Here is a 15,764-nt window from a genome sequence, read left to right as displayed (position 1 = left end):
TATTTATTCATCTTTCGGCGCAGAATGCTGGCGACCAAAAATCACCTCCATCCGCGCACCGCCCAGCATGCTCTCTCCGGCGACGATTTTACCCTCATACTGCTCGGTGATTTCGCGGGCTACCGCCAGCCCTACACCTTGCCCAGGGCGTAAAGTATCAACCCGTTGACCACGGTCGAAAATGACCTCTCGCTTGCTTAATGGAATACCGGGGCCATCATCCTCGACCACAATATAGAGATGCTCGTCTGTTTGCCTTGCAGATATTTCGACAAACTCGAGGCAATATTTACAGGCATTATCCAGCACGTTGCCCATCACCTCGACAAAATCGTTCTGCTCACCGACAAAGCTGATCTCTGGCGAAATATCGAGAGAGATATTGACCCCTTTGCGTTGATACACTTTGTTCAGCGCCGAGGTGAGATTGTCCAGCAGTGGGGCGACCGGATGCAGCTCGCGGCTAAGCAATGTCCCGCCGCGCATACTGGCACGATGCAGGTAGTAGCCGATTTGCTGTGAAATGCGGCTGATTTGCTCCAGCATTACCGGCTCAGCATCACTGACGCTCATCTTCTCACTACGCAGAGAACGCAGCGTACTTTGCAACACCGCCAGTGGCGTTTTCAGACTATGGGTCAGGTCGGTGAGCGTCGTACGATATTTGTCGTAACGTTCGCGTTCACTTTTTAACAGTCGGTTCAGGTTTCGTACCAGACTGGTCAGTTCTCGCGTTGTGGCTGGATTGAGCAATTCGCGGTTATGTTCTTCCAGTTCGCGGACTTCTTTTGCCAGGGCTTCGATGGGGCGTAAACTCCACCAGGCGGCGACCCACAGCAGCGGGATCACTAACAGCAGATTGGCTGAGAGCACATAGATAAACCAGCTCCAGACCATATAGGAACTTTTTAGCTCCACCGGAATGGTATCCACCACCACAATGGTTAACTTTGGCATCCGCGATGTTGCCGGATAGACGTTTACCGCCACCGAGTGGGTCATCTCCGCGTCGTCATCATCTTCCCGCACTTCCTGCAACTGTTGCTGTATCGAATGATCTCCACTCAGCAAGAGGCTGGTATCGTTAACATCCGCTTCAATTTCATGAAAACCGTTCGATTTCAGCCAGTCGGGCTGGATCATCTTCATCAGCCAGGGCACGTCACGTTGCGCCCATAAAAGCTGCCCGTTCTCATCATAAATTAGCGTCATGGTGGGGCTTTGCTTGTCGATATTTTCGGGTAACTCGACATGCAACTTATTGTTTTCCCACTTCGCAAGGGTATAGAACAGATTGCTCTCGCCACGTAACAGCCGAAACGTGGTTTTATCGAAACTGACGCTATAACCGATCAGCGCAACCATTCCGTAGGCAAGCGAAAGCACCAATACTACTGCTGCCGTTGCCAACAGAAAACGTACCCGCAGCGAGAGCGGGAAAAAAAGACGCAGTAATTTTTTCATCAGCGCAATTCGAACAGATAGCCCTGGCCGCGAACGGTGGTAATCACTTCTTGCGGATATTGTGCCTGTATTTTTTTGCGCAGACGTCCCATCAGTACATCTATGGTATGACTTTCCCGCAGCTCCGCATCCGGGTAGAGTTGTAGCATTAACGAATCTTTGCTCACCACTTTGCCATTATTGCGTATCAACGTTTCCATAATGGTGTATTCGAACGCGGTCAGTTTGATCACTTCGTCATTAATAGATAATTCACGGCGAGAGAGATCAACCTGAAACGGGGGTAGCGAAATGACCTGTGAAGCCAGACCGCTATTACGCCGCATTAATGCCTGCATTCGCGCCATCACCTCTTCAATATGAAATGGTTTAGTCACGTAATCATCAGCGCCAGCACTTAATACTTCGACTTTGTCCTGCCAGCTTTCACGGGCGGTTAATACCAGAATCGGCAGTGAAACATCGTTGCTACGCCAGCGGCGAATCAGTGACAGACCGTCCTCGTCTGGCAATCCCAGATCGACAATCGCAATATCCGGTAAATGTTCATTGAGATAATAATCGGCTTCTTTGGCATCTTCTGCATCATCGACCTGATGACCAGCATCCTGAATCTGAACTTTAAGGTGGTGACGTAACAACGCATTGTCTTCAACAACCAGTACGCGCATTTTTATTTCTCCCTGTCTTAATTATTAAAATAGTGTAACGCGATTATGTGGTTATGGGGGTAAACATTAAATAAACCAGCGGGGAGGGGAGGTAAAGTGAAAAAAGAAAAAGTGGATAATCTTAATAAGCAGGCCGGACAGCATCGCCATCCGGCACTGTTTTGAGGCTTATTTCAGCTCATCAACCATGGTGATGGCGCGACCAATGTAGTTAGCCGGCGTCATTGCTTTCAGGCGGGCTTTCTCTTCTTCTGGCAACGCCAGACCGTCGATAAACTGCTTCATGCCTTCGGCGTCAACGCGCTTACCGCGAGTCAGCTCTTTCAGCTTCTCGTACGGTTTTTCGATGCCATAGCGACGCATAACTGTCTGGATTGGCTCAGCCAGCACTTCCCAGTTGTGATCCAGCTCATCCAGCAGATGGTCACGGTTTACTTCCAGTTTGCTCACGCCTTTCAGGGTGGATTGATATGCAATCAGCGCATAACCGATACCCACGCCGAGGTTACGCAGCACGGTGGAGTCGGTCAGGTCACGCTGCCAGCGGGAAACCGGCAGTTTGCTTGCCAGATGCTGCAATACCGCGTTGGAAAGGCCCAGATTCCCTTCGGAGTTTTCGAAGTCGATCGGGTTAACTTTATGCGGCATGGTGGAAGAACCAATCTCACCAGCAATGGTTTTCTGTTTGAAGTGGTTAAGGGCGATATAACCCCAGACGTCACGGTCAAAGTCGATCAGAATGGTGTTGAAGCGCGCAACGCAATCAAACAGTTCGGCAATGTAGTCGTGCGGTTCAATCTGGGTAGTGTACGGGTTCCACTGAATACCCAGCGAGGTGACGAACTCTTCGCTGAACTGATGCCAGTCAACTTCCGGGTAAGCGGCGATGTGGGCGTTATAGTTACCGACCGCACCGTTGATTTTACCGAGGATCTCCACCTGATTGAGCTGGCGGTACTGGCGCTCCATACGGTAGGCGACGTTAGCCATCTCTTTACCGATGGTTGACGGCGTGGCTGGCTGACCGTGGGTACGAGACAGCAGCGGGATATCGCGATACTGAACGGCGAGATCTTTAATGCCATCAATCAGTTGACGCCAGTACGGCAGGATCACTTCATCACGCGCGGTTTTCAGCATCAACGCGTGGGAGAGGTTATTGATATCTTCCGAAGTACAGGCAAAGTGGATGAATTCAGAAACCGCATGCAGTTCCGGGATCTCCGCCACTTTTTCTTTCAGGAAATACTCAACCGCTTTAACGTCGTGGTTAGTCGTACGCTCGATGGTTTTGATGCGTGCTGCATCTTCTTCGCTGAAACTGGCGACAATTGCATCAAGGTAACCGATTGCGTCGGCAGCAAAAGCAGGAACTTCCTTGATCGCTGCGTGCGCGGCCAGTTTTTGCAGCCAACGTACTTCAACTTGTACACGGAATTTCAGCAAACCATATTCGCTGAAAATCCCGCGCAGCGCGCTGACTTTATCGCCGTAGCGTCCATCGACAGGGGAAACGGCGGTCAGTGAGGATAATTCCATAGATCACAACTCCGGGGTTAAATGAGCAAGAATTTGTTTTGCCTGAGTGGTCAGGCGATTACGAGAAAACATCAGTTGCAGACGTCCGCCGCCGACCTGGTGCCAGAGCACGGCGGCGCGAATGCCTGCCAGCAGGGTAGCGCGGACTTTCGCCTGTACCTGTGGACTTTGCAGTACAGCAGGGGAACCGGTGACCTGAATGCGTGGGCCAAGCGGGCTAATCACATCAACATAGATAGCAGCCATCGCGCTCATCAGCGTTTCGGACTGTAAATCGAAGTGTTCGAGCTGACGTTGCAGGCCGTTGATCCGGTTGCCCAGAGTGTCGAGCGCACCTTTCGCTGAGGAGAGTTTGCGCTCAAGCACCATCAGGCTGAGTGTGTAGCGGGTTAACTCAGCGTTTAAGCCCTGGCGACTGCTGGCATTGAGCACGCCGAGCAAGGTTTCCAGCCCGACGCGCAGGTTGGCTTCGCTACCGCCAAAAACCGCCAGCGTCGAGCTGGGGTTCATATCGATAATGCTGTTGAGTGAGACGTGTAGCGCATCGGCATCACAATGCCCCTGGTGAGCGAGTTGTTGCACCAGGCGTGCCGACTGACAAATACCGGCCAGGGCGAGGGTGATGTCATAGTAATTCTTTGCCACGTTCACTGCTTCCTTGTTTTAAGTAAAGATAATAATCAGGCCGGCAGCGGCAGACGCTGCTCAATAATACCGCCACCGAGGCACACTTCACCGTTATAGAAGACGGCAGACTGGCCCGGCGTCACGGCGGCAACCGGCTCATCGAAAATCACTTCAATGCGATCATCGTCCAGCGCCTTGACGGTGCACGGAATGTCGGTCTGGCGATAGCGGGTTTTTACCGTGCAACGCATAGTGCCGGTGAATGGTTCGCGATCAACCCAGTGCAGCTGCTGGGCAATCAGACCGACAGACATCAGACGCGGGTGTTCATGGCCCTGCGCAACAATCAGAATGTTGTTTTCGACGTCTTTATCGACCACATACCACGGTTCTTCGGTGCCTTCTTTGGTGCCACCGATACCCAGACCTTTACGCTGACCGAGGGTGTGATACATCAGCCCCTGGTGTTCACCAATTTCATCGCCATCGACGGTAATGATTTTGCCCGGTTGCGCCGGGAGATAACGGCCCAGGAACTCGCGGAATTTACGTTCGCCAATGAAGCAAATGCCGGTAGAGTCTTTTTTCTTCGCGGTGACCAGACCAAGATCTTCAGCAATCTTACGCACCTGCGGTTTTTCCAGTTCGCCGACCGGGAACAGGCTTTGCGCAATCTGCTCATGGCTAAGCGTATAAAGGAAGTAGCTCTGGTCTTTATTACTGTCCAGACCACGCAGCAGGCGGCTCTTGCCATCGACATCTGCCCGACGTACGTAATGACCGGTAGCGATATAATCGGCACCTAAATCTTCGGCGGCAAATTCGAGGAAGGCTTTAAATTTGATCTCTTTGTTGCACAGAATATCCGGATTCGGCGTGCGACCGGCTTTATATTCGGCAAGGAACAGTTCGAAGACGTTGTCCCAGTACTCGGCAGCAAAGTTAACGGTGTGCAGTTCAATGCCGAGCTTGTCGCAGACAGCCTGGGCATCAGCCAGATCCGCTGCCGCTGTGCAATATTCCTCACCGTCGTCTTCTTCCCAGTTCTTCATAAACAGGCCTTCGACCTGATATCCCTGTTGTTGCAACAGCCAGGCAGAAACGGAGGAATCGACACCGCCGGACATGCCGACGATTACTTTTTTTGCGGTTTCAGACATTGGATCACTCACGACATTGAACTTCAAGGCGGCGTATTCTATCACGCAGCCTTTTAGATGACACCCTTTGTAAAAGGCCAGTTAAAATCGCCAATCATCTCCAGCGGATAGCGTTGCCCGCTTTGATAACAACGAATACTTTCCGCCACCAGCGGCGAACGAAGATTTGACGCCTGTAAAATTTCTTCGGCGCTAACCCAACGGCAGCAGTCGATATCGCTGTCATGAGGCTGGGTCGGGCATATTTGCTCAAGCTCAATGGCAAAAAGGAAACGCAAAAACGGCGTTTTATCTGGCGCAATCCACTGATGCATACGAATAAAGTGTTGCGGCTGCGCGCTGATGCCGGTTTCTTCCCACAGCTCACGCGCAGCAGCTTCCACTAGCGTCTCATCCGCTTCCAGATGCCCCGCCGGTTGGTTCCATAACGCTTTACCATTAATCGTCTCTTCAACGACTAAAAATTTGCCTTCTGCGTGCACCACGCAAGCAACGGTAACGTGCGGTTTAAACATTTTGCGTCCTTAATCTGTCGCTTCTCGCCATTCGCCGTTGGCAAGATTATCCAAAGAGTAATCACCCATCGCATAGCGAATCAGTCGCAGCGTGGGGAAACCAACATGGGCGGTCATGCGGCGCACCTGGCGATTACGTCCTTCATATAAGGTGATCTTCAGCCAGCTGGTGGGAATACTTTTGCGTTCACGAATTGGTGGATTCCGCGGCCATAACCACGCGGGTTCGTCAACCAGCTCTACGCCTGCGGGCAGGGTAGGGCCATCATTTAAGGTTACGCCATTGCGCAAGGCTTCAAGTGCGTCTTGTGTGGGAATACCTTCCACCTGCACATAATAGATTTTTCCGGTGCGTTTACCCGGCTGGGTTAAACGCGCCTGCAACGCGCCGTTATTGGTCAGCACCAGCAACCCTTCGCTATCGCGGTCGAGACGACCTGCCGCATAAACGCCCTGAACCGGGATGAATTCTTTTAATGTTTTGCGTCCGGCTTCATCGGTGAACTGCGGAAGAACATCGTAGGGTTTATTGAACAGGATCACACGCGTGGGCTGGTTTTCAGGTTTACGCCTGGTAGAACGTTGCGAGCTGAATCGCTTAACCTGGTGATTTCTAAAAGAAGTTTTTTGCATGGTATTTTCAGAGATTATGAATTGCCGCATTATAGCCTAATAACGCGCATCTTTCATGACGGCAAACAATAGGGTAGTATTGACAAGCCAATTACAAATCATTAACAAAAAATTGCTCTAATGCATCCGTATCGCAGGACGCAAACGCATATGCAACGTGGTGGCAGACGAGCAAACCAGTAGCGCTCGAAGGAGAGGTGAATGGAAAGTAAAGTAGTTGTTCCGGCACAAGGCAAGAAGATCACCCTGCAAAACGGCAAACTCAACGTTCCTGAAAATCCGATTATCCCTTACATTGAAGGTGATGGAATCGGTGTAGATGTAACCCCAGCCATGCTGAAAGTGGTCGACGCTGCAGTCGAGAAAGCCTATAAAGGCGAGCGTAAAATCTCCTGGATGGAAATTTACACCGGTGAAAAATCCACACAGGTTTATGGTCAGGATGTCTGGCTACCTGCTGAAACCCTTGATCTGATTCGTGAATATCGCGTTGCCATCAAAGGCCCGCTGACCACTCCGGTTGGTGGCGGTATTCGCTCTCTGAACGTTGCCCTGCGCCAGGAACTGGATCTCTACATCTGCCTGCGTCCGGTACGTTACTATCAGGGCACCCCAAGCCCGGTTAAACACCCTGAACTGACCGATATGGTTATCTTCCGTGAAAACTCGGAAGACATTTATGCGGGTATCGAATGGAAAGCTGACTCTGCTGACGCCGAGAAAGTAATTAAATTCCTGCGTGAAGAGATGGGCGTGAAGAAAATTCGCTTCCCGGAACATTGCGGTATCGGTATTAAGCCATGTTCTGAAGAAGGCACCAAACGTCTGGTTCGTGCAGCGATCGAATACGCAATTGCTAACGATCGTGACTCTGTGACCCTGGTGCACAAAGGCAACATCATGAAGTTCACCGAAGGCGCATTTAAAGACTGGGGCTACCAACTGGCGCGTGAAGAGTTTGGCGGTGAACTGATCGACGGTGGCCCGTGGCTGAAAGTTAAAAACCCGAATACCGGCAAAGAGATCGTCATTAAAGACGTGATTGCTGATGCATTCCTGCAACAGATCCTGCTGCGTCCGGCTGAATATGATGTTATCGCCTGTATGAACCTGAACGGTGACTACATTTCTGACGCTCTGGCTGCACAGGTCGGCGGTATCGGTATCGCCCCAGGCGCAAACATCGGTGACGAATGCGCCCTGTTTGAAGCCACCCACGGTACTGCGCCGAAATATGCCGGTCAGGACAAAGTAAACCCAGGCTCTATTATTCTCTCCGCTGAGATGATGCTGCGCCATATGGGCTGGACCGAAGCGGCTGACCTGATTGTTAAAGGTATGGAAGGCGCAATCAATGCCAAGACCGTAACCTATGACTTCGAACGTCTGATGGAAGGCGCTAAATTGCTGAAATGTAGCGAGTTTGGCGACGCGATCATCAAGAACATGTAATCTCTACATGTGTTAAATATTGAAACGGGCGTATAACACGCCCGTTGTTTTATTTATGTGGATATTATTAATATCATGTCGAGAATATTTATATGAAGACCATTACTTGAGTCCATATGGGCATATTTTTATAATACAACTATTATGTAAACATTTATTTGTTATTGCGCTTTCTCCTGGAGGACACTCTTGACTGCTTTTGAGTAAACTCCATAAATCCTTGTTGAATGGTGTGATGTTATAAATAGTAATAGGGTATTCTTTATCCTTAAAGATAATACCAGACTTAACCGGTGTAAATATACTTCCAGGAGTGAGAAATGTAGTAGGTTGATACCAGATGATCATTTTCATATCACCCCATATGGCTGAAAAAGATATACCGCATGTAGGTTGAATTACCGTGTCAATTACTATCCACTTCATTTGTTATGTCTTATCCCACGGTATTTAATATGGTTCATTAGGATGTTTATTTCTTGATTTTGCATATGAGTATATTACCCCCTCAAAAAAACAAATTAATTAAAAATTAAAACCATTGTTTATATAAAACAAAATTTAAAGCAAGTAATCTCAATAGAGATTAAACAAAATGAGATTTAGTGAAAACATTAAATTATTCACTTCGTTTTAGATTTGTTTAGCTAAAATGTTATACATTCAAATGACTGAACATCCTGTAATTAAAACATAGCCTTTATACTACTTTGTGCCAATTTGCTAAACATTATGGTTGGCCTTTTTATATAACGATAATGACGAATATAAGCATGACATGAGAATAAGATTTCAATTTTTTAGTTATATAGGAATGGTTTAACCCATTCCTGGCTAAAATACATATAACCGGATGATGACTAAACCAAAACACATGTGCGTTAAGTATTGAAACGGGCGTATGGCACGCCCGTTGTTTTTTATAAATATGTTAACCGCTATAAAATAACGTATCAAAAGTCAAGTGATCACATTTCAAATATCAAGTTGATAGTATTGATCTGGTGATTATTTATGGATGGCAATAAAAAGATAGTATTACTCATCCATATGAATAGTCTCTGCACTTTTATTTCCATTATGCTAATGCCTTACTGAATTATGAAGCATTTTTTAAGCGTCCAACTTTAGCTAGATTAATGGTTTATTATTTTCTACATCTTCAATATATAAAAGCGTATTATCAATGGCGTAGTAACTGCGTTTGTTATGATTAACATCAGTAACCCACCGGAAAACGCCCGCGTCTGCCAGTGTTGAACAGTATTCCCGAAATGTTGATTTTCCGCAAATATGAAGCAATGCGGCCTCTTTTATTTTAGCAGGGTTCTTGGTCGTACTAACTTTTAACAGGTTCCTGGTTCCTCTTAATAACAAAACCGTGTCATCGTGAGTAATAATTCTGATGTTATCCGTAGCCAGATAATAAATGTAATGTGCAATACGGTGATGTTTTAATTCTGAATAAAACCAGGAGAAGTTTTGCTCTTTTCTCACTTGCTCAAACATCTTTTGAAAAACAACAACCTGATCCATCAGGATAATAACCTCTTGTTAGTTGTGAGACTGCGTAGTGTGCACGATCGGTTTTACCACTTCAATCTGGTCTGTCCTTTGGCTGTGATATGTACAAAGTGTGAAAGGGGGATTACCTGAATTCTCCCGGTGAGCATTTTGCAACGGACCAGCTCCGGTACAAACGCTGTTGTGGGTTCAGATTATAAGATTCTGTCTAAGGGGCGGGATAAAGGTAAAATTAGGGGGCATGAAAGATGACTTTATAACCTTGCTCACCCCAGTGTTGTAAAAGTTCGTTTTGCCTTCTCGTTGGTGCCATGCCTGTCCAGACAATCAATGTTTGCGTTGGGAACAGTTCCGGGCGCGGCGATTCAATGGGATCAGCAAGAACAGAAATGTGCCATCCTGACAATGATAAACGCCATGCTTCCAGCCACAATCGTGCTCTCTCTTCAACATTCCACGCCATCAGAATGGCTTCTTTACCGGGCTTACGGCGCATTTCGAAAAGTGAGGCTGCTGCGTATTCAATTAATGCGCCGTCAAACATACTGCTCATAATGCGGGAGGTGTTGTGATCAAGCACGAGACGCTGACGAACAGGAAGGTAAACATGATTAATCAATTGATCTACCGGGTACTCTCGACCCAGTGAAATAATTCTCGCGCGTAGTTTGGCAGGATTAGCCATACGAAGAATTGACATCATCTCTTCTTGCAGGCGGCTCCAGTCATCTTCCGTATCCTGGCTGGTGGTTTCCAGTAATGCTTTAACTTTGCCTACAGGGACGCCATTACTTATCCAACGCTTGATCTCTTCGATGCGTTGTATGTCTTCTTCATCAAAGAGTCGGTGTCCGCCTTCACTGCGCTGTGGTTTTAACAAACCGTAGCGGCGTTGCCAGGCCCGGAGAGTGACAGGATTAATCCCGCAACGTTCAGCAACATCACCAATGCTGTAATAAGCCACAATTCCTCCTTGCGGTCACAAATCTCCGTCGCCTGTACACGACCCAATAATACTTTGTACAATATACGCTAAAATTGTACAAAGTATAAATAAGATTTCAGCTAAATTGGATGAAACATTATTTTTAATGTGGATTAAATTTAAACATAACGTATTCATTTTCACGATGATTTACTGAAATCATGTGAAAGAATGTGCTGAAAATTATTTTTTCTCTGGCCACGCTATGGAAGGGATACCATTCAATTTAGCTTTAGCAAACAGATCTCCCTGAAACATCTCAATTCCTGCGGATTCAAGCCACATCCACTCTTCTGGTGTTGCCACGCCCATAGCACTGACTTGAATTTCAAGTGATGTACAGCATTTTATGATCGCCTGAATAATTGCCTGCCGTGGCCCGCTTTTATGAACATTGGTAATCAATTCCTGACTGATTTTAATTCTGTCAGGCTGGAAGCGTGACAGGAGTAACAAACCGGCAAAACCTGCGCCAAAATGATCAATTGCTACACTGATACCGGCAGCCTTAAGCGATTTAATCGCTTCTGCAAACTCATCAAACCGAGATATGACTTCACTTTCAGTAAATTCAACGATGATTTGTTCAGGCACCAGAGCATTGGCCTTTATTTCATCAAGTAAAAAAGAGACTGCGTCAGGTTCGTTAACCAGGGTCATAGGTAATAGATTGATTGAAATCATTTTATCACCGAGGTCAAGTGCGTGTGCCATCGCGAATGCAAGCGCCTTACTTTTGAGATCCGCTGTATAGATTTCCCCTTCTTTACGCTGCCCAACCGCTATAGCTGACGGGCTGTCTTCATTTTTTTGCACAATGGCTTCAAAAGCGATTATCCGCCGCGATAAGGGATCGACAATAGGATGAAAGGCAAAGTGGTCGTTTATATTTGGTGAAAGGGTACAGGAATCAAGTTCTTTATCAGATCCGTCAGCGATAAAAAGCCAGGAGTCTTCGGCAGGGATCTCGAAATAGGTTGCTTGTTCGGTTGCAAGGACAAAAGTACGAAAAAATTGTAGCGCTCTGTCATCATAAGTTAGCTGAAATTTTGATGTGCCTTTGTCGAATACGGCCTGTAAAACGTCATCTCGCTCGTGCAGGCGCAAATCAAATAATTCCATTCCCGCTTTGCCAAAACGGCGAGCAGGCGCGTAATCGCACAGCAGCTCAACAATATTATAGTGCCGTGGATCCTGGCATATAGCCCGATATATCATTTTAACCTGTTCTTCCGGACCCTCCAGAAGCTGGAAAAAATGAGATCCATTAAACAGTAAGATCCCTGTTACGTCAGACTGCATGTTCCTGCGATTTGCTATCGAAACCATTTCTTCGATTTTTTTGACAGGTTCGTCGTCACGTATATGGCTACGATAAATAAGGGTGGTAAGCATTAACTGTCCAGGGTAATGGGAGAGGCGAGAGTAAGACGGTAACAGACATATCTTCCGGTGTCTTTCTTTTAATACCAAAACATAACTGTTTCTTTACATTGATAAAAAATGGAAAAAGTTGAAGATGAGTTGGCGAAAATTCTTGTATAGGTTGTCATTTAAATGATGCAATATTTTTTATCATAACCTGTTGTTTTATATGTATTAGCATTAAATGCAAAAAATTAATTTATCATTCTGTACACATATTTCGTACAAGTTTGCTATTGTTACCTCACTTAACATTGATTAACATTTTTAACAGAGGCGTAGCATGCATCAAAATTCAGTGACTTTAGATTCTGCGGGAGCAATCACTCGTTACTTTGCAAAAGCTAACTTGCCTACTCAGCAGGAAACTCTCGGGGAAATTGTGACTGAGATTTTGAAAGATGGACGTAATCTGAGTCGAAAGTCGCTTTGTGCCAAACTTCTATGCCGACTGGAACAAGCGACAGGGGAAGAGGAACAGAAACATTATAATGCACTAATTGGGTTGCTTTTTGAATAATGCAACAGCCTGATTATTTAACAGGTTAGCTATGAAGTCGTTATGAAGACATCTGATAATGAAAGTACAAAATATGAAATTACTGGCCAGGCGGTGCTCCATATACTGCGCATGAAGATAAATTTTTCGTTACAGACTCTTATTAAGCAATTACTCGTAATGAAATCGGCTGAGGAAACTGCTTTCCGACGAGATTTAATTGACAGCATAATTCGTGATTTTAGCAACAGTGATACAGGAGAGCCAAACAGAAGAACAGCGATAGCTGACAATAAAAGTATGTTCAATGGTAAGAAAATAAACAGAATACATTAAAATTTCATAAGTAAGATGAGAGGTTACCATGCTTGAAGATACTACAATTCATAATGCAATAACTGATAAAGCGTTATCAAGCTACTTTCGTAGTTCAGGTAATTTGTTAGAAGAAGAGTCAGCTGTGTTAGGGCAGGCTGTGACCAATTTAATGCTTTCAGGCGATAATGTTAATAATAAAAATATTATCTTAAGTCTGATACACTCTCTGGAAACAACAAGTGATATTCTCAAAGCTGATGTGATTAGAAAAACACTGGAAATCGTGTTGCGATACACAGCTGATGATATGTAACTTTTAATTATTAAGTATAAGTTTATAGAAAACTCAGTCATCTTATTTTTGTCTGTCGCTTTAGACTATACACAGCATAATTTTATTGGGTCAATATTCCTACGAGGCTGACATGAATAATTCAATCCCCGAGAGATTTATTTTTCAATGTGCTTTGTTTAAAAATCTCGAGAGGGAGGTGCTCATGACGCACGGGTATGTTGATAGTCATATTATTGATCAGGCTTTACGCTTGCGTTTAAAAGATGAAACTAGTGTGATTCTTTCTGATCTCTATCTGCAAATCTTGCAGTACATTGAAATGCATAAGACTACACTAACGGATATCATTATTAATGACAGGGAATCAGTGCTCTCTTAGAACTTGAGTAAGGTTATAGAATAAACATCAGCTGTATCATCATGCTGGTGCAAAGTGAGCATTTCAGGCGTTATGCTTTCTTAATATATCCGCAATATCAGGGGGCAAACAGGAATGGAGAGCGCTCGTTTTCCATTCTTGACGCCTGATATCCCACCTAATTTGTTTAATTCTGACTACATTGTGCTCAATAATTAATAGGTTAGATGAAGATGGAGAAAATTTTATCTTCGGCGTGGATATTTCTTATGCTCTCTACCATGCTCTCTGTAGATGCCAGTGCGAGCGAATGAATGGCATTTTCATGTATTAAACCCTTTGGCCGGGACAAGCAAATGCGCAATACACTCATACCCATCTTCATTGCGATATGCTTGTTTATAACCGGTGTCACTATTTTGAACATCCAGCTCTGGTATTCCGCAAAAGCAGAGTACCTGGCGGGAGCAAGATATGCCGCCAACAATATCAATCATATACTTGAAGAAGCGTCACAGGCGACTCAAACGGCGGTTAACATTGCCGGGAAGGAATGCGACCTCGAGGAGCAATATCAGCTTGGCACTGAAGCAGCTCTGAAACCTCACCTGCGCACAATCATCATTCTCAAACAGGGAACGGTCTGGTGTACATCCTTACCGGGGAATCGGGTCCTACTGTCTCGTATTCCTGTTTTCCCGGACAGTAATTTACTGCTGGCTCCGGCAATCGACACCGTTAATAGATTACCTATCCTGCTCTATCAGAGCCAATTTGCAGATACGCGCATTTTGGTTACGATAAGTGATCAGCATATTCGCGGGGCGCTTAATGTACCCTTGAAAGGGGTAAGGTATGTATTACGCGTGGCAGATGACATTATTGGACCTACGGGTGATGTGATGACGCTTAATGGACACTATCCCTATACCGAGAAGGTTCACTCCACAAAATATCATTTCACTATTATCTTTAACCCGCCGCCACTCTTTAGCTTCTACAGACTTATCGATAAAGGCTTTGGGATTTTGATATTTATTCTGTTAATCGCCTGCGCCGCTGCCTTCCTGCTTGATAGGTATTTCAATAAAAGCGCAACGCCTGAGGAGATCTTGCGACGGGCTATAAATAATGGGGAGATCGTCCCATTTTACCAACCTGTGGTAAATGGTCGGGAAGGGACATTGCGGGGAGTTGAGGTGTTAGCCCGCTGGAAACAACCTCACGGTGGATATATATCACCCGCGGCATTTATTCCACTTGCTGAAAAATCCGGATTAATCGTTCCGCTTACGCAAAGCCTGATGAATCAGGTTGCCAGACAGATGAACGCTATCGCGAGTAAACTGCCGGAAGGTTTTCATATTGGAATTAATTTTAGCGCTTCGCATATTATTTCACCGACATTTGTCGACGAGTGCTTAAATTACCGTGACAGTTTTACCCGTCGCGATTTAAACCTCGTTCTGGAAGTTACCGAGCGTGAGCCATTAAATGTTGATGAAAGTCTGGTTCAGCGGTTGAACATTCTGCATGAAAATGGTTTTGTCATCGCGCTGGATGATTTCGGTACTGGCTACTCAGGGCTTTCTTATCTGCATGACCTGCATATTGATTATATCAAAATTGATCACAGTTTCGTTGGCCGCGTAAACGCAGACCCAGAATCAACTCGGATTCTGGATTGTGTATTGGATCTGGCGCGTAAACTTTCGATCAGTATCGTCGCTGAAGGTGTCGAAACGAAAGAACAACTTGACTATCTGAATCAAAATAATATCACATTTCAGCAGGGTTATTATTTCTATAAACCGGTAACATACATCGACCTGGTCAAAATTATCCTTTCTAAACCGAAGGTGAAGGTTGTGGTTGAGTGAAAATCGATCAGTAAGGCCATAGTGCGGTGTAATTATAGACAGCTAATTAGCTCGTTGCCTCTTGTTACTATTGTTCATTATTTTGTTTGCTATAATTGTTTGAAAGTTTTGACAGGATTGCCATTAGTAGCATGAACAATAGTAATAATCTGGATTATTTCACTCTCTATATCATCTTTTCCATTGCATTTATGCTGATCACTCTCCTGGTCATCCTTATTGCAAAACCCAGTACCGGGCTGGGAGAAGTGCTTGTGACGATAAATTTGCTTAATGCCCTTGTTTGGCTGGCGATCAATCTGATTAATCGATTAAGGGAAAGACTCGTCAGCCACAGGGATCAGCAATAATCTTTCAGTTTCTCACTGTCAGTATGCGGCTGAATTGGGTGCTGACAGTGAACGCCTGGATCATTGAAG

At 45.7% G+C, this 15,764-nt stretch carries 20 protein-coding genes; 7 read left to right on the top strand and 13 right to left on the bottom strand.

Annotated elements, in window-relative coordinates; genetic code table 11:
* Window positions 1–3 precede the first annotated feature (3 nt).
* The 7 genes from phoQ to rluE all read right to left on the bottom strand — a co-directional run bounded on the left by phoQ (window position 4) and on the right by rluE (window position 6,639).
* A complete protein-coding gene (gene phoQ / locus ACK8NJ_RS13775) occupies window positions 4–1,464 on the bottom strand; it encodes a two-component system sensor histidine kinase PhoQ (RefSeq protein ID WP_000735412.1) in 1,461 nt (486 codons plus the stop codon).
* Window positions 1,464–2,135, bottom strand: coding sequence for a two-component system response regulator PhoP (gene phoP, locus ACK8NJ_RS13770; RefSeq protein ID WP_001265481.1), 672 nt, complete (start codon window positions 2,133–2,135; stop codon window positions 1,464–1,466). Before phoP ends, phoQ begins: the two co-directional genes overlap by 1 nt.
* Before the next feature lie 168 nt (window positions 2,136–2,303).
* Window positions 2,304–3,674, bottom strand: coding sequence for an adenylosuccinate lyase (purB, locus tag ACK8NJ_RS13765; protein WP_000423742.1), 1,371 nt, complete (start codon window positions 3,672–3,674; stop codon window positions 2,304–2,306).
* 3 nt (window positions 3,675–3,677) lie between these two features.
* Window positions 3,678–4,319, bottom strand: coding sequence for a high frequency lysogenization protein HflD (gene hflD, locus ACK8NJ_RS13760; protein ID WP_001297479.1), 642 nt, complete (start codon window positions 4,317–4,319; stop codon window positions 3,678–3,680).
* A gap of 35 nt (window positions 4,320–4,354) precedes the next feature.
* Entirely contained in the window at window positions 4,355–5,461 is a 1,107-nt protein-coding gene (gene mnmA, locus ACK8NJ_RS13755; RefSeq protein WP_000004751.1) for a tRNA 2-thiouridine(34) synthase MnmA, read from the bottom strand.
* A gap of 53 nt (window positions 5,462–5,514) precedes the next feature.
* A complete protein-coding gene (gene nudJ / locus ACK8NJ_RS13750) occupies window positions 5,515–5,976 on the bottom strand; it encodes a phosphatase NudJ (RefSeq protein WP_000476093.1) in 462 nt (153 codons plus the stop codon).
* Between the two features lie 9 nt (window positions 5,977–5,985).
* Entirely contained in the window at window positions 5,986–6,639 is a 654-nt protein-coding gene (gene rluE / locus ACK8NJ_RS13745) for a 23S rRNA pseudouridine(2457) synthase RluE (RefSeq protein ID WP_001248702.1), read from the bottom strand.
* A gap of 171 nt (window positions 6,640–6,810) precedes the next feature.
* On the opposite strand from rluE, the gene icd reads away from it, so the two are divergent.
* Complete coding sequence (icd, locus tag ACK8NJ_RS13740; RefSeq protein WP_000444487.1) at window positions 6,811–8,061, top strand: NADP-dependent isocitrate dehydrogenase; 1,251 nt, start codon at window positions 6,811–6,813, stop codon at window positions 8,059–8,061.
* 102 nt (window positions 8,062–8,163) lie between these two features.
* On the opposite strand, the gene ACK8NJ_RS13735 is transcribed toward icd, so the two are convergent.
* The 6 genes from ACK8NJ_RS13735 to bluF form a co-directional block, all read right to left on the bottom strand.
* Window positions 8,164–8,487, bottom strand: coding sequence for an anti-adapter protein IraM (locus tag ACK8NJ_RS13735; RefSeq protein WP_411961708.1), 324 nt, complete (start codon window positions 8,485–8,487; stop codon window positions 8,164–8,166).
* Window positions 8,488–8,747: 260 nt separating this feature from the next.
* A complete protein-coding gene (locus ACK8NJ_RS13730) occupies window positions 8,748–8,792 on the bottom strand; it encodes a protein YmgK (protein ID WP_120795380.1) in 45 nt (14 codons plus the stop codon).
* 237 nt (window positions 8,793–9,029) lie between these two features.
* Window positions 9,030–9,140 (bottom strand): hypothetical protein, encoded by a 111-nt coding sequence (locus ACK8NJ_RS13725; RefSeq protein WP_411961707.1) that lies wholly within the window; start codon window positions 9,138–9,140, stop codon window positions 9,030–9,032.
* Window positions 9,141–9,192: 52 nt separating this feature from the next.
* A complete protein-coding gene (locus ACK8NJ_RS13720) occupies window positions 9,193–9,597 on the bottom strand; it encodes a DUF1398 domain-containing protein (protein ID WP_000373096.1) in 405 nt (134 codons plus the stop codon).
* Window positions 9,598–9,817: 220 nt separating this feature from the next.
* Window positions 9,818–10,549: a DNA-binding transcriptional repressor BluR gene (bluR, locus tag ACK8NJ_RS13715; RefSeq protein WP_000332300.1), complete on the bottom strand. Its 732-nt coding sequence runs from the start codon at window positions 10,547–10,549 to the stop codon at window positions 9,818–9,820.
* Between the two features lie 204 nt (window positions 10,550–10,753).
* Window positions 10,754–11,965 carry a blue light-responsive regulator BluF gene (bluF, locus tag ACK8NJ_RS13710; protein ID WP_025210395.1) on the bottom strand — a complete coding sequence of 404 codons (1,212 nt, stop codon included), beginning with the start codon at window positions 11,963–11,965 and terminating at the stop codon, window positions 10,754–10,756.
* A gap of 313 nt (window positions 11,966–12,278) precedes the next feature.
* On the opposite strand from bluF, the gene ycgZ reads away from it, so the two are divergent.
* From ycgZ to ymgF, 6 genes are all read left to right on the top strand, one after another.
* Window positions 12,279–12,515, top strand: coding sequence for a regulatory protein YcgZ (ycgZ, locus tag ACK8NJ_RS13705; protein WP_000554146.1), 237 nt, complete (start codon window positions 12,279–12,281; stop codon window positions 12,513–12,515).
* A gap of 42 nt (window positions 12,516–12,557) precedes the next feature.
* Window positions 12,558–12,830, top strand: a complete 273-nt coding sequence (locus ACK8NJ_RS13700; protein ID WP_000858018.1) for a hypothetical protein — start codon at window positions 12,558–12,560, stop codon at window positions 12,828–12,830.
* 28 nt (window positions 12,831–12,858) lie between these two features.
* Window positions 12,859–13,125 (top strand): biofilm/acid-resistance regulator AriR, encoded by a 267-nt coding sequence (ariR, locus tag ACK8NJ_RS13695; RefSeq protein ID WP_000888778.1) that lies wholly within the window; start codon window positions 12,859–12,861, stop codon window positions 13,123–13,125.
* Window positions 13,126–13,237: 112 nt separating this feature from the next.
* Window positions 13,238–13,486, top strand: coding sequence for a protein YmgC (gene ymgC / locus ACK8NJ_RS13690; protein WP_001065757.1), 249 nt, complete (start codon window positions 13,238–13,240; stop codon window positions 13,484–13,486).
* Window positions 13,487–13,821: 335 nt separating this feature from the next.
* Window positions 13,822–15,345 (top strand): EAL domain-containing protein, encoded by a 1,524-nt coding sequence (locus tag ACK8NJ_RS13685; protein WP_001246461.1) that lies wholly within the window; start codon window positions 13,822–13,824, stop codon window positions 15,343–15,345.
* Window positions 15,346–15,476: 131 nt separating this feature from the next.
* The gene (ymgF, locus tag ACK8NJ_RS13680; RefSeq protein WP_001306821.1) at window positions 15,477–15,695 is read left to right on the top strand and encodes a cell division-associated protein YmgF; all 219 of its coding nucleotides are present in this window, start codon (window positions 15,477–15,479) and stop codon (window positions 15,693–15,695) included.
* Window positions 15,696–15,764: the final 69 nt, after the last annotated feature.

The sequence above is a fragment of the Escherichia sp. F1 genome, from assembly GCF_046764225.1.
Lineage (GTDB): Bacteria > Pseudomonadota > Gammaproteobacteria > Enterobacterales > Enterobacteriaceae > Escherichia > Escherichia coli.
Note: the sequence above shows the minus strand (reverse complement) of the source record. Positions and strands in the feature narration are given on the sequence as shown.

Excerpts from the sequence above, each read along its gene's own strand:
- ycgZ (WP_000554146.1), top strand. The coding sequence starts at position 12,279 with ATGCATCAAAATTCAGTGACTTTAGATTCTGCGGGAGCAATCACTCGT.
- ACK8NJ_RS13700 (WP_000858018.1), top strand. The coding sequence starts at position 12,558 with ATGAAGACATCTGATAATGAAAGTACAAAATATGAAATTACTGGCCAG.
- ACK8NJ_RS13685 (WP_001246461.1), top strand. The coding sequence starts at position 13,822 with ATGCGCAATACACTCATACCCATCTTCATTGCGATATGCTTGTTTATA.
- ymgC (WP_001065757.1), top strand. The coding sequence starts at position 13,238 with ATGAATAATTCAATCCCCGAGAGATTTATTTTTCAATGTGCTTTGTTT.
- icd (WP_000444487.1), top strand. The coding sequence starts at position 6,811 with ATGGAAAGTAAAGTAGTTGTTCCGGCACAAGGCAAGAAGATCACCCTG.
- mnmA (WP_000004751.1), bottom strand. The coding sequence starts at position 5,461 with ATGTCTGAAACCGCAAAAAAAGTAATCGTCGGCATGTCCGGCGGTGTC.
- nudJ (WP_000476093.1), bottom strand. The coding sequence starts at position 5,976 with ATGTTTAAACCGCACGTTACCGTTGCTTGCGTGGTGCACGCAGAAGGC.
- ariR (WP_000888778.1), top strand. The coding sequence starts at position 12,859 with ATGCTTGAAGATACTACAATTCATAATGCAATAACTGATAAAGCGTTA.
- bluF (WP_025210395.1), bottom strand. The coding sequence starts at position 11,965 with ATGCTTACCACCCTTATTTATCGTAGCCATATACGTGACGACGAACCT.
- ACK8NJ_RS13735 (WP_411961708.1), bottom strand. The coding sequence starts at position 8,487 with ATGAAGTGGATAGTAATTGACACGGTAATTCAACCTACATGCGGTATA.
- purB (WP_000423742.1), bottom strand. The coding sequence starts at position 3,674 with ATGGAATTATCCTCACTGACCGCCGTTTCCCCTGTCGATGGACGCTAC.
- phoQ (WP_000735412.1), bottom strand. The coding sequence starts at position 1,464 with ATGAAAAAATTACTGCGTCTTTTTTTCCCGCTCTCGCTGCGGGTACGT.
- phoP (WP_001265481.1), bottom strand. The coding sequence starts at position 2,135 with ATGCGCGTACTGGTTGTTGAAGACAATGCGTTGTTACGTCACCACCTT.
- ACK8NJ_RS13725 (WP_411961707.1), bottom strand. The coding sequence starts at position 9,140 with ATGGAAATAAAAGTGCAGAGACTATTCATATGGATGAGTAATACTATC.
- ymgF (WP_001306821.1), top strand. The coding sequence starts at position 15,477 with ATGAACAATAGTAATAATCTGGATTATTTCACTCTCTATATCATCTTT.
- rluE (WP_001248702.1), bottom strand. The coding sequence starts at position 6,639 with ATGCGGCAATTCATAATCTCTGAAAATACCATGCAAAAAACTTCTTTT.
- ACK8NJ_RS13720 (WP_000373096.1), bottom strand. The coding sequence starts at position 9,597 with ATGGATCAGGTTGTTGTTTTTCAAAAGATGTTTGAGCAAGTGAGAAAA.